Origin of the sequence: Corynebacterium sp. (assembly GCF_030152825.1) — a bacterium.
In the GTDB taxonomy this organism is placed as follows: domain Bacteria; phylum Actinomycetota; class Actinomycetes; order Mycobacteriales; family Mycobacteriaceae; genus Corynebacterium.
On the sequence record NZ_JASLIP010000006.1, the window covers coordinates 1 to 12,567 of the forward strand.

The window sequence follows — 12,567 nt, forward strand, 5'->3', positions numbered from 1 at the left end:
GTTCTCCGGGATCTGGGGAACGCGATGCCCTTCGACGTGGGTGACGTAGCGGTACGTCGGTTCGGTCACCCACCTGCGGCCCAGGTGCAGCATAAAAACCTGCATGCGGCCACTTTTCAGCTGCGGGCGGCTCATCGCCAACGGGGTGCCCGCCAGCTCGCGGGCGATCTCGCGGAGCTGGGAGACGACCGCGGCCTGCTGCCCAAGCTCGAGCCATCCCGGAAGGTGCACGACGCCAGGGGTGATGCGGGCGTCATCGCGCGGGAGGTCGTCGAAAAGCATGATTCCCGATTCTAGGACGCCTCGGCGTCCAGGCTCGATAACCACAATCCTGTTCCTCGACAAAAGGATGCGCGGCAGAAGTTAACGTCGTCACCCCTCGGCTAGGGTATGTGTCGTGACGCTACATACTCTCGAGGAATTCCTCGACACTGTCCCTGAAGGCGCCAAGCGCGAACGCATGGTGGAAGTCCTGGACTGGGTGAAGGAAAACTATCCCCAGCTGGGTTTCCGCATGGGCTGGAGCCAGCCGATGTTCACGAACAATGGCACCTTCATGGTCGGATTCTCGGTCTCGCAAAAGCACATGAACATCGGCACCGAGGGGGCCGTGGTTGAGCACTTCGCCCCGACCATGAAGGAGCGCGGCATCAAGCACGGGAAGATGATCGTGCCGATGCCCTGGAATAAGCCCTTCAACTACCAGCTGCTGGGGGAATTCATCGACTACCAGATCGCCACGAAGGAGGGGGTTAAAACCTTCTGGCGACCGAATGCGTAGTCATCGCTCCCCGGAGGTCATCGGCCACGGGTTCTTTGTGGGACGCCCTCTGTTTTAGGTTTAGGCCCACTCCGGGTTCTCGAGATCTACCCCATTCGCGGCGGCGACGTGCTCAATCGCGTCGGCGAGCCACTGCGCCAGGCCTTCCTGCTGGCGCTCGTAGTACTCCGTGAATCGCGGGTCCGTGATGTAACCGCGGGAGATTAGGTAGTGCTTTACGTAGCTGACCGGGAAGAACTCGCTCAGTACCTCTCGGTGCTCGGCGACCAGCTGGGCGGCCCCGTCGCTATCCGGGGCGACGCCACCAGCCACCGCTGCGGCGAGCCGGGCATCCACGGCGTCGAACTTCTGCTTGTTAACGGCCCAGTCCTGCGCGCCCCAGTTGCCGGTGCGCTGCTGGCTGATCTGCCAGTCGTCGGTGCCTTCGTATTGCTCCTTGGCCTCGGCCTGGTGCTCGGCGAAGTTCGCGTCGCCGATGATGCGGCCGATCTCGTTGAGATCTGGCTTGTTGTTTGTCATTTCCTTCTCCAATAGTTCGTCGATGGCGGTGAGCATGTCCGTGAGATGAGCGCGCTGATCGATCAGGCTTTCGCGCTGCCTTCGCAGGTGCTCGACGGCGGAGGATCCGCCGCTGAGCAGCTTCTTGATCTCAGCGAGCTTCATCCCAGTGGCTCGGTAAATCAGGATGTGCTGGATCCGGTCCACATCCTCAGGGGTGTAGAGGCGGTAATTGGACCAGCTTCTTTCGGTCGGAGTTACGAGCCCCTGGCTTTCCCAGTGGTGCAAGGTGCGCACTGTGATTTCCAAAGCCTCGGCTACCTCTCCGACGGTGTAGAGAGTGTCTTCTGTAGCCATGGACCTCATTGTGCTGCCTGACGCAGCGTAAGGGTCAAGCCTTCATCGCAAATATTTTTGCGCAACAGAAAACCCGTGGTGCCCGACTCTTTACAGTCAGGCCCCACGGGTTTTTAGCCTCGGTGGGCGGAACCGGGAACGGCAACCAGCTAGACCAGCCGGATGTTGCTCAGCGCTTCCTCAACGTCGATGTTCTCCGGCAGCTCGCGGTACAGCTGGAGCTGATCCTTCACGCTCGTGTTCTTCAGCTCCGCGCGCGGGTCGCGGAAAGCCTTGTACTTCCGGGACCCATCAGCCAGCACGAAACCAGTCATCAGGCCACGCACCGTCTCTTGTGCCGCGAACTCCGGCAGACCGGAGCCCATCACCAGGCGGCGGCCGTAGTTCTCGTGGAACCCAGCCTGGGAGGCCTTATCCATCCGGCGGTACACAACCTCGCCCTGCCAGTTCGCGGCCAGGCGCTCCGGGTTACCAGCCGGTGCGGCGTGAATACCGCCAGGGGAGAGTACCAGACCCGGGGCGTCCACGTGCTGCGCGGCGTCGTACGGGCTCGGGTTCGCATCGGCCGGGTACACGGCCATCACACCAGCAAGCCGCGGCTTGTCCCCATAAGAATCGAAGCCGTCGTTGACGTACTCGCGGGCCGTCGCCGCCAGCACCGCTGCCGCCGCACCCATGCCGTGGCCAGCCAGGTACAGCTTCGACGGGTGCACCGTCACATTGCCCTGACCCAGCTTCACGCCAGCCAGGATCTGCAGAGAGGTCTCCAGGTCGGAGGCGAAGCCGCGGTGGTTCGGCAGCACGCCGCGCTCCGTATCGGGAGCAGCCACGGCGAAACCCCAGCTCGCAAGGTGCCGCAACGTCGCGTGATAGGCCTTCACACCCACCCGCCAGTCGTGCCCGAACGCGATGCCCGGGATGCCCTTGCCCTCGGCAGGCGTGTACACGCGGCCCGGGATGCCAGCGAAATTAAGATCGCCGGTGAGCACCCGGTGCGGGCCACGCTTGCCGAGCCTTGAAACGAGGTTTTTCAAACTATCAGCCACGCAACTCACACTAGTAGAAACTGCTTCCGCATGGGCCAAGCGGGCGTGTATCGTTTCCATTTATGTGCGCAATCGTTGGATACGTAGGAAAGAAGCAAGCCCTGGAAATCGGGCTCGATGCACTGCAGAGGATGGAGTACCGCGGATACGATTCCGCCGGTATCGCCGTCAATAACGCAGAGGGTATCCGCGTAGAAAAAGCAGAAGGCAAGCTCAGTAACCTCGTCGAGCGCATCGACATCATTGGTCGCGACACCCTGACCGGAAACACCTGCCTGGGGCACACCCGGTGGGCCACCCACGGTCGCCCGAACGACGTCAACGCGCACCCGCACCTCTCCTTCGACGGCAAGGCCGCCATCGTCCACAACGGCATCATCGAGAACTTCGCCACCCTGCGCGACCAGCTCGAATCCCGCGGCATCGAACTCGTCTCTGACACGGACTCCGAGGTCGCCGCCCATTTGCTCGCCATCGAGTACAACGAGGGCGAGTTCGCCGGGGACGTCAAGGCCTCCGCGCTCGCCGTCCTGCGCCGCCTGGAAGGTGCCTTCACCGTCCTGTTCACCCACGCCGACGAGCCGGATCTCATCGTCGCCGGTCGCCGCAACACCCCGCTGATCGTCGGGGTCGGGGAGGACGGCATGTTCCTTGGTTCGGACGTCGCCGCCTTCATCGCCCACACCAAGAACGCCGTCGAGCTCGGCCAGGACAGCGCCGTCGCCATCACCGCAGATAACTACGAGATCATGGACTTCGACGGCGCCCCAGCCGAGGGCAGCCCGTTCACCATCGACTGGGACCAGGAGGCCGCCGAGAAGGACGGCTTCGACTCCTTCATGATGAAGGAAATCCACGAGCAGCCCGCCGCCGTCCGCGACACCCTGGCCGGCCGCTTCGTCGACGGCAAGGTCGTCCTCGACGAGCAGCGCCTCTCCGACGACGACCTCCGCAACATCCAGAAGGTCTACGTCGTCGCCTGTGGTTCCGCCTACCACTCCGGGCTGCTGGCGAAGTACGCCATCGAGCACTGGGCCCGCATCCCGGTGGAGATCGAGGTGGCATCGGAGTTCCGCTACCGCGACCCGGTGCTGAACCAGCAGACACTCGTCGTCGCCGTCTCCCAGTCCGGTGAGACCGCCGACACCCTGGAGGCCGTGCGCCACGCCAAGACTCAGGGCGCGCGCGTGCTGGCGGTGTGTAACACCAATGGTTCCCAGATCCCGCGCGAATCCGACGCGGTGCTCTACACCCACGCCGGCCCGGAGATCGGCGTGGCCTCCACCAAGGCCTTCCTCGCGCAGGTCGCGGCGAACTACGTGGTCGGCCTCGCCCTGGCCCAGGCGCGCGGCACGATGTACCCCGACGAGATCGGTGACATCTACGACACGCTGGCCGAGCTGCCCGCCAAAATCGAGAAGACCCTGGCGCTCGCCGAGCCGATCGAGCAGCTCGCCGAGGAGCTCGGACCGGTCAAGACCATGCTCTTCCTGGGCCGTCACGTCGGCTTCCCGGTCGCGCTCGAGGGCGCATTGAAGCTCAAGGAGCTGGCCTACATCCACGCCGAGGGCTTCGCCGCCGGCGAGCTCAAGCACGGCCCGATCGCCCTGATTGAGGACAACCTGCCGGTGGTCGTCGTCGTCCCGTCCCCGACGGGCCGCCCGGTGCTGCACTCCAAGATCGTGTCCAATATCCAGGAGATCCGCGCCCGCGGTGCGAAGACGATCGTCATCGCGGAGGAGGGCGACGAGGCGGTGCGTCCGTACGCCAACTGGCTGCTAGAGATCCCGGCGACGGGCACGCTGATGCAGCCGCTGCTGTCCACCGTCCCGCTGCAGTTCCTGGCCGCGGACATCGCCCGCCAGTGCGGCAACGAGGACATCGACAAGCCGCGCAACCTGGCTAAATCCGTCACCGTGGAGTAGTCCTTAGGCCACCCCGGGCTACTCCGGCATTAACTCACCACTCACCACCCAGGAGCTTCGCCCCATGCCGAATTTTTTGGACGACACCCCACCCGGCGAGCTGCTCGCCGCACGCGACTGCCTGGCCGCGGCCGGGGAAGTCTGGCCGTCCCCGCAACCACAAGAAGATAAGTACGCCGGTGTCGTGGGCATTTTCGCCGGCTCCGATACCTTCCCAGGTGCCGCGCTGCTGGCGCTCAAGGCGGCGGTGAAGTCCACCTCGCCGATGGTGCGCTACGCAGGCCCCGTGGACCCGCGCCTGATCGCCCTGGCCCTGCCCGAGGTGGTCAGCGCCCCACGCCCGGAGAAGGCCGGGAGGGTACAGGCCTGGGTCGCAGGCCCCGGGATCGACGAGGAGTCGCCGGAAGCGCTGAATATTCTGGACTGGCTGGTGCGCCAGCCCGAGCCCCTGCTGCTGGACGCCTCGGCGCTGCAGCTGGCGGCGAAGAATACGCATCTACTGCGCGGAATCATCAACCGCCACACCACGGGCCGGGCGACCGTCCTGACCCCACATGCCGGGGAGTTCGCCGCCCTCGCACGGGCACTGGGCAACGAGGCACAGGCCGAGGCCGCGGCCGTCGACCAGGACTTTGATCGCCGCCGCACCGCGTGCGCCTGGCTTGCCCGGCAGACCAAGTCGGTGGTTCTGCTCAAGGGCCGGCACACGATCGTCTCTGACGGTGATGTCGCCTGGGGCGTAGACGCAGGCCACTCCTGGTCCGCGACCCCTGGCTCCGGGGACGTGCTGGCGGGCATCGCTGGTGCTGTGATTGCGGCGGCCGAAGAGGCCCCGCTGCTGCACTGCATCCTCGGCGCGGTGGCGGTGCACGCCGTGGCGGCACGTCACGCTGCGGAGACCCCGGAGGGCTTCGCCCCGATTTCGGCATCCGACATCGTGGAGAGCATCCACGCCGTGGTCGCCGTCGCGCTCCGTCACGCCCATGAAGACGCCGACGGCGACTAGCCTGGAGGCCATGACCCACACCCCGAAGGACATAACGGGTCGCGGCGAGCTCATCCAGCTCATCGTCGATCTGGGAGCACTGGCCAATAACACCCGCTTCTTCGCAGACTTCGTCGCCCCCGCCCAACTCATGGCGGTCGTGAAAGCCGATGGCTATAACCACGGCGCGCTGCGTATCGCGCAGACCGCACTGGATCACGGTGCGGCCGTGCTGGGGGTGGCCACCGTCCCGGAGGCTCTGTTGCTGCGCGACGAGGGCCCGTTGAGGGACGGCGAGCCGGCCACCATCTTCGCCTGGATGTGGGAACCAGCCATGGACTTAAGCCCGGCCTTCGACGCCGAGCTGACCCTGGGCGTGCCCTCCCTGGCACACGCCCGCAGCCTCATCGACCAGGCCCGCCTCCGGCAGGCTAAGCCATGCCCCGTGGTGGGCGTGATGTCCGATACCGGTATGTCCCGCTCCGGGATCAGCCCGGCCGAATGGCAGGAAACCATCGCGCTGCTGGCCGCCGCAGAGCAAGAAGGCCTCATCGCGGTGGACGGGGTGTTCACGCACTTGGCCTCCGCGGACGAGGACGCGAAGCGCGCCGTGACGGACCGCCAGCACCAGCGCTTCCAGCAGGCCATCGCCGACTGCCGCGCTGCCGGCATGGCGGTGCCCCGCAACCACATCGCCAACACCCCGGCAACGCTAACCCGACCGGACATGCACCATGAGCTCGTGCGTCCCGGCCTCGGTGTGTATGGCGTGGACCCGGTGGCAGGCGGAACCCCGACCGGGGAGGCAGAGAACGCAGTACCGGGACTGCCGGACGTCCTGCCACTGGAGCGGACGATGAGCATGCGGGCGAAGGTCATCACCACCCGGGTGGTCCCGAAGGGGGAATCCGTCAGCTACGGCGGAATCTGGACCGCCCAGGAGGACACGCGCACCGCCGTCGTCGCCGCGGGGTACGCGGACGGGGTACCACGGTCGGCGTCCGGAAAGATGCAGGTCAGCATCAATGGCGAGAACTACCAGCAGGTCGGGAGGATCTGCATGGACCAGTTCGTCGTCGCCCTGGGGCCGGCCGAGAGCGCCGCCGCAGAGGCCGTGCAGCCCGGCGACTGGGCCGTAATCTTCGGCGACCCGGCAGCAGGGGAACCCGGCGTGGAGGACCTGGCTGCCGCCGCCGACACCATCCCCTACGAGATCATCACGATGCCACGCGGGCCACGCGTCCAGCGGGTCATCGTGGACGTGGAAGGGCAGGAACACGTTGTCGAACGCTAAGGCTGGCAGCGGGATGGACCTGGGTGAGGTGCAGGGTCACGCGCACGCCCGCACCCCGGAGGACATGCGCGTCATCGGCCGCGAGCTGGGCGAGCAGCTGGCGGCGGGCACCGTCGTGATCCTCACCGGCCCACTCGGGGCGGGCAAAACCACCATCACGCAGGGCATCGCCGAAGGGCTGGCGGTCAAGGGGCGTGTGCAGTCCCCGACCTTCACCATCGTGCGCACCCACAAGCCCGGGGCGCGTGGCATCCGGCTGCTGCACATGGACGCCTACCGCCTGCTCGGCGAGGGCGTGGCCGAGTCCATCGCGCCGGGCGAGCAGCTCTCCCGCGACGACGTCCTCGACACCCTGGAGTCCCTGGACATCGACGCCGACCTGGACGACGCGGTGCTCGTCGCCGAATGGGGGCGCGGGGTCGTGGAGGAGCTCGCGGACCGGGTGCTGGACGTGGAGATCACGCGTGCCGTGGGCGCCGAGGGAGACGGTGACGGCGACGTCGCGACCGCGGACGTCAAGGGTGATGGCGCGGACGTCGTAGATGGTGACCTCGCGGACGGCGGGGTCATCGACATGACCGACGGCGACGAGGACGACCCGCGCGAGGTCCACTGGCGCTGGCGCGAGTAGCTGGGGTCGCCGAGGGGGACGTCGGCGTCCTACCGTGCGCTGATGGAGCGCGAAAGGCGTGTCTGCGCGGGGTAGTACACTAACCCCCATGCTCGTGCTCACGATTGATACCGCCACGTCCTACGTTGTTTCTGGCCTCGTTGAGGTCAACCGTCGGGCGGGCAGTTGGGGCACGTTTGAGTACTCCGCGACCACGCTCTCGCAGCGGGTGCAGCGCAACCCGCGTGGCCACATGGAGTTGTTGGTCCCGCATATTCAGGAGTCCCTTGCGGAGGCGGGACTGCGGCCGCGGGACGTCGAAGCGGTGGTCGTCGGAACTGGTCCGGGGCCGTTTACGGGGCTGCGCGTCGGGATGGCGACGGGGGCGGCGTTCGCGGACGCGATCGGTGTTCCGGTGTTCGGGGTGGATTCGCTGTCCGCCACCGCCGCCAGTGTTGCGGCTGGTCACCAGGAATGTCTCGTTCTTTCCGACGCCAGGAGGCGCGAGTGGTACTCCGCCACCGCCACCGAGGCGGGTCGGCTGGTCGCTGGGCCGGCCGTGGGCAAGCCCGCGGACGTGCTGGCCGAGCACGGCTCCAAGCCCATCGCGGTGGCGCTGACTGCCGAGGTTGCGAGTGCGATCGAAAAGCTTGAGGGGGATGAGAAGGCCGCAACCGAAGCCTGGCGGATCATCACGGAGGATGCTTACCCCACGCCCGAGGGGCTGGCGCTGGCGGGCGCGGATCAGCTGTGGTGGCTCGAGGGGGAGGGGCACTTCGTTCAGCGGCTGCGCCGCCCGCTGGTGGCGCAGTATTTGCGCCGGCCGGATGCCGCGGAGCCGAAGCGCAAGGAGCGCACTGCCGCGGTGAACTTCGCCGCGGCGGCCGAGGACGTGGCGGCTTTCGATCGGCTGGAGGCCGAGCAGCGGGAAGCCGAGGCCACGCTGGAAGGAGATGCGCCGGAGAAGACTGCTGGTGCTGGGGGCTCGACGGGTGCTGCCGCGCAGGCGACCAGCGGGGCCGGGGCGGAAGAAGTGCCAGCTGAACCTGCGAATGCCGAACCTGCAAACGCCGAACCAACGGTGGAGCTGCTGACACTGGACAGCGCCTCCCTGGCTGACCTGGAGGCGATGGCGCGGATCGAGCAGGAGCTGTTCAGCGAGGAATCTCCCTGGTCCCTGGAGGCCTTCCGCGCCGAGCTGGCTAACCCCCGCAACTATTACGTCGCCCTGCGGGTGGCCGGTCAGCTGCTGGGCTACGCGGGCATCGCGCTCAACGGGCCGACCGCCGATCCCGAGTGGGAGATCCACACCGTCGCGCTGTCCCCGGAGCAGCAGGGCAAGGGCTACTCCCGGCTGCTGATGGACAAGCTCCTCGAGCCCCTGCAGGTCATCGGCGGGCCAGTGTACCTGGAGGTTCGCGACGGCAACGCCCCGGCCGTGGGGCTCTACGAAAGCTATGGCTTCGAGGTCACCGGCCGGCGCAAGGGCTACTACCAGCCCTCGGGCGCAGATGCCCTCACCATGTTCCGGCCCGACGAGAAGCGCCCGAGCCAGGCGGAAGGTGGGGCCCAGGACACGGGGACCCAGGACGCCGCTGCGCAGGGGAGCGCTACCGATGTCGCAGAGTCCATGCTGGTCATGGGCATCGAAAGTTCCTGCGACGAGACCGGCGTGGGCGTCGTCCGCATGAGCACGCCCGCCGCTGAGCAGGAGGAAGCAGGCAGCGCCCCGGTCGTCGAGGAGCTCGTCAACCAGGTCGCCAGCTCCATGGAGCAGCACGCCCGCTTCGGTGGCGTGGTCCCGGAGATCGCCAGCCGCGCCCACTTGGAAGCCATGCAGCCCACAATGCGGGCGGCGATGCGCAGCCTGCAGAAGCAGACCCGCATCGGGCAGCGCCCGGACGCCGTCGCCGTGACCATCGGCCCGGGGCTCGCCGGCGCGCTCATGGTGGGCGCCGCCGCAGCCAAGGCCTACGCCGCCGCCTGGGAGGTGCCGTTCTACGCCGTGAACCACCTGGGCGGGCACGTCGCCGTCGAGGCGCTCACGGAGGAGGGCCACGAGCCGCTGAAGAATGCCATCGCGCTGCTCGTCAGCGGCGGGCACACCCAGATCCTGCAGGTCGACGGCGTGGGCAAACCCATGACGGAGCTTGGCAGCACCCTCGACGACGCCGCTGGGGAGGCCTATGACAAGGTCTCCCGCCTCCTCGGTCTCGGCTACCCGGGCGGGCCCGTCATCGACCGCTTGGCCCGCCAGGGCAACCGCAAGGCCATCGCCTTCCCTCGCGGCATGATGCGCCCGCAGGACTCCCGCTATGACTTCTCCTTCTCCGGCCTGAAGACCGCCGTCGCGCGCTTCGTCGAGCGCGCCGAGGCCGCCGGGCAGGTGGGGGAGAACGCGATCCCCGTGGAGGATGTCTGCGCCTCCTTCCAGGAGGCCGTGGCCGACGTGCTCACCGCCAAGGCTCTGCGCGCCTGCGAGGACACGGGCGCGAATGTGCTGCTGCTCGGCGGCGGAGTTTCCGCGAACTCCCGGCTGCGCGGGCTGGCCGCCGACCGCTGCCACGACGCCGGGGTGGAGCTGCGCATCCCGCCGCTGCCGCTGTGCACCGATAACGGCGTGATGATCGCCGCCCTGGCTGCACAGCTCATCAGCGAGGGCGCCCAGCCAACCGCGATGTCCGCCGGTACCGATCCGGCCCTTGAGGTGGAGGTTCCGATCCTCACCGACTAGGCGGAAGGTGCGGGCCAGTCGAGGCGGGGACGTCGTCCGGGCGGGGCGTCGAACCCCACTGCCGAAACAGACGGACTAGCGGCGGTGGGGGCGTCGTCGTTAAAGCAAAAAGGGAGGGGGACAATAGACGGGATCTGGAGCGGCTGCGCCGTCGGTCGACGCGCGATGAGCGACCGCGGCGGCAAGACAGAGCGGGGCAGAGCAGGGCTGAGTAAGCCCGACTCAACCGGCGCTGTTGAGGGTTAGCACTTGGGTGGGTAGAGTGCTAGTTAGGTTGTTTGACACACAGTTGTTCACCCGCGACGACGGCTGTGCACGGAAAACAAACCGGCAGAAAAGAACCAAGCCCCAATCAACGGGGCGAAAAGAAAACCTTGAGGAATACACGGAGGTATTCAACGTGGCTAACGTCAACATCAAGCCGCTCGAGGACCGCGTTCTGGTCCAGATCGTCGAAGCAGAGACAACCACTGCATCCGGCCTGGTGATCCCAGATTCCGCACAGGAGAAGCCACAGGAAGCAACCGTCGTCGCAGTCGGCCCAGGCCGTTGGGCAGACGATGACGACCGCATCCCGATGGACGTCAAGGAAGGCGACACTGTCATCTTCTCCAAGTTCGGCGGCACCGAGCTGAAGTACGAGGGCCAGGAGTACCTGCTGCTCAACCAGCGCGACATCCTCGCCGTCATTGAAAAGTAAGCGGGTAACGCATGTCCAAACTCATCGCATTTGATCAAGAAGCCCGCCAGGGCCTCCAGAAGGGTGTCGACACGCTCGCTGACGCGGTGAAGGTGACGCTCGGCCCGCGCGGCCGCAACGTCGTGCTGGACCGTGCCTTCGGTGGCCCACTGGTCACCAACGACGGCGTGACCATCGCCCGCGACATCGACCTCGAAGACCCCTTCGAGGACCTCGGTGCACAGCTGGTGAAGTCCGTCGCCATCAAGACCAACGACATCGCAGGTGACGGCACCACCACCGCCACCCTGCTGGCACAGGCGCTCATCAACGAGGGCCTGCGCAACGTCGCCGCCGGTGCTAACCCGATCGCGCTGAACCGCGGCATCGCCACCGCCTCCGAGAAGGTCGTGGAGCTGCTGAAGGAGCGCGCGCAGGAGGTTTCCGACGCCGCTGCGATCGCCAATGTCGCGACCGTCTCCTCCCGCGACGAGTCCATCGGCAAGATGGTCTCCGACGCCTTCGAGAAGGTCGGACGCGACGGCGTGGTCACCGTCGAGGAGTCCCAGTCCCTCGAGGACGAAGCCACCGTCACCGAAGGCCTGTCCTTCGACAAGGGCTACCTGTCCCCGTACTTCGTCACTGACACTGATTCCGGTCAGGCCGTCCTTGAAAACCCGCTGGTCCTGCTGGTCCGCGAGAAGATCTCCAGCCTGCCGGACTTCCTGCCGGTCCTGGAGCAGATCGCCCAGTCCGGCAAGGAAGTACTGATCATCGCCGAGGACATCGAGGGCGAGCCCCTGCAGATGCTGGTGGTCAACTCCATCCGCAAGTCCCTGAAGGTCGTGGGCGTGAAGTCCCCGTACTTCGGTGACCGCCGCAAGGCATTCATGGATGACCTGGCCATCGTCACCGGCGCCACCGTCGTCGACAAGGAGCTCGGCGGGAAGCTGTCCGCCGTCACCCTGGACGACATGGGCACCGCGCGCCGCATCACCGTCACGAAGGACGAGACCGTCATCGTTGACGGCGGCGGTTCGCTGGACGCCGTGGCCGAGCGCCGCACCCAGCTGCGTCGGGACATCGAGAACACCGACTCGAACTGGGACCGCGAGAAGCTCGAGGAGCGCCTCGCGAAGCTGTCCGGCGGCGTGGCTGTGCTGCGCGTCGGCGGCGCGACCGAGACCGAGGTCAACGAGCGCAAGCTGCGCGTCGAGGATGCGATCAACGCGGCCCGTGCCGCGGCGCAGGAGGGCGTGATCGCCGGTGGTGGTTCCGTGCTCGTGCAGATCGCTGAGGAGATCGACAAGCTCGCTGCTGCCGAGACCGGCGACGAGGCCGTGGGCATGAAGACCCTGGCCAAGGCGCTGCGTCGCCCGGCGTTCTGGATTGCTGAGAATGCTGGTCTCGATGGGGCAGTGGTGGTCTCCAAGACCGCGGAGCAGGAGAATGGCTCCGGCTTTAACGCTGCGACCCTCGAGTACGGCAACCTGCTGGAGCAGGGCATCATCGACCCGGTGAAGGTCACGCACAGCGCCGTTGTGAACGCCACCTCCGTGGCGCGCATGGTGCTGACCACCGAGACCGCTGTGGTTGATAAGCCAGAGAAGGCTGAGCCTGCAGCCGGTGGCCACCAGCACTAGTTGCTAGGGCGCTCT

10 protein-coding genes and 1 pseudogene are annotated in these 12,567 nt (G+C 66.8%); 8 read left to right on the forward strand and 3 right to left on the reverse strand.

Translation table 11 applies throughout. The annotated features are described in order from the left end of the window. Window positions 1-282 (reverse strand): annotated as a pseudogene (locus Q1V78_RS00460) (alpha-ketoglutarate-dependent dioxygenase AlkB); the annotation flags it as partial. Window positions 283-397: 115 nt separating this feature from the next. On the opposite strand from Q1V78_RS00460, the gene Q1V78_RS00465 reads away from it, so the two are divergent. After that, entirely contained in the window at window positions 398-781 is a 384-nt protein-coding gene (locus Q1V78_RS00465; protein ID WP_300610400.1) for a DUF1801 domain-containing protein, read from the forward strand. Window positions 782-841: 60 nt separating this feature from the next. Here the strand turns inward: Q1V78_RS00465 and Q1V78_RS00470 are convergent, their stop codons facing one another. Both Q1V78_RS00470 and Q1V78_RS00475 read right to left on the reverse strand, forming a co-directional pair. Continuing rightward, window positions 842-1,636 (reverse strand): MerR family transcriptional regulator, encoded by a 795-nt coding sequence (locus Q1V78_RS00470; RefSeq protein ID WP_300610402.1) that lies wholly within the window; start codon window positions 1,634-1,636, stop codon window positions 842-844. Window positions 1,637-1,785: 149 nt separating this feature from the next. Further along, entirely contained in the window at window positions 1,786-2,742 is a 957-nt protein-coding gene (locus Q1V78_RS00475; protein ID WP_300610405.1) for an alpha/beta hydrolase, read from the reverse strand. A 2-nt stretch (window positions 2,743-2,744) separates the two neighbouring features. On the opposite strand from Q1V78_RS00475, the gene glmS reads away from it, so the two are divergent. The 7 genes from glmS (at window position 2,745) to groL (ending at window position 12,552) form a co-directional block, all read left to right on the forward strand. Further along, entirely contained in the window at window positions 2,745-4,607 is a 1,863-nt protein-coding gene (gene glmS, locus Q1V78_RS00480; RefSeq protein ID WP_300610408.1) for a glutamine--fructose-6-phosphate transaminase (isomerizing), read from the forward strand. A 64-nt stretch (window positions 4,608-4,671) separates the two neighbouring features. Continuing rightward, window positions 4,672-5,613, forward strand: a complete 942-nt coding sequence (locus Q1V78_RS00485) for an ADP/ATP-dependent (S)-NAD(P)H-hydrate dehydratase (RefSeq protein WP_300610410.1) — start codon at window positions 4,672-4,674, stop codon at window positions 5,611-5,613. Between the two features lie 10 nt (window positions 5,614-5,623). Further along, entirely contained in the window at window positions 5,624-6,886 is a 1,263-nt protein-coding gene (gene alr / locus Q1V78_RS00490) for an alanine racemase (protein WP_300610412.1), read from the forward strand. After that, the gene (tsaE, locus tag Q1V78_RS00495; protein ID WP_300610414.1) at window positions 6,873-7,517 is read left to right on the forward strand and encodes a tRNA (adenosine(37)-N6)-threonylcarbamoyltransferase complex ATPase subunit type 1 TsaE; all 645 of its coding nucleotides are present in this window, start codon (window positions 6,873-6,875) and stop codon (window positions 7,515-7,517) included. Before alr ends, tsaE begins: the two co-directional genes overlap by 14 nt. An 88-nt stretch (window positions 7,518-7,605) precedes the next feature. Then, window positions 7,606-10,230: a tRNA (adenosine(37)-N6)-threonylcarbamoyltransferase complex transferase subunit TsaD gene (gene tsaD / locus Q1V78_RS00500; protein WP_300610416.1), complete on the forward strand. Its 2,625-nt coding sequence runs from the start codon at window positions 7,606-7,608 to the stop codon at window positions 10,228-10,230. A 400-nt stretch (window positions 10,231-10,630) separates the two neighbouring features. Beyond that, window positions 10,631-10,930, forward strand: coding sequence for a co-chaperone GroES (gene groES / locus Q1V78_RS00505; RefSeq protein ID WP_041628457.1), 300 nt, complete (start codon window positions 10,631-10,633; stop codon window positions 10,928-10,930). Between the two features lie 11 nt (window positions 10,931-10,941). Further along, a complete protein-coding gene (gene groL / locus Q1V78_RS00510) occupies window positions 10,942-12,552 on the forward strand; it encodes a chaperonin GroEL (RefSeq protein ID WP_300610425.1) in 1,611 nt (536 codons plus the stop codon). Window positions 12,553-12,567: the final 15 nt, after the last annotated feature.

Bases quoted from the DNA above. Each gene is read 5' to 3' on its own strand.
- Q1V78_RS00470 (WP_300610402.1), bottom strand. From the start codon at position 1,636: ATGGCTACAGAAGACACTCTCTACACCGTCGGAGAGGTAGCCGAGGCT.
- Q1V78_RS00485 (WP_300610410.1), top strand. From the start codon at position 4,672: ATGCCGAATTTTTTGGACGACACCCCACCCGGCGAGCTGCTCGCCGCA.
- glmS (WP_300610408.1), top strand. From the start codon at position 2,745: ATGTGCGCAATCGTTGGATACGTAGGAAAGAAGCAAGCCCTGGAAATC.
- tsaD (WP_300610416.1), top strand. From the start codon at position 7,606: ATGCTCGTGCTCACGATTGATACCGCCACGTCCTACGTTGTTTCTGGC.
- groL (WP_300610425.1), top strand. From the start codon at position 10,942: ATGTCCAAACTCATCGCATTTGATCAAGAAGCCCGCCAGGGCCTCCAG.
- alr (WP_300610412.1), top strand. From the start codon at position 5,624: ATGACCCACACCCCGAAGGACATAACGGGTCGCGGCGAGCTCATCCAG.
- Q1V78_RS00475 (WP_300610405.1), bottom strand. From the start codon at position 2,742: ATGGAAACGATACACGCCCGCTTGGCCCATGCGGAAGCAGTTTCTACT.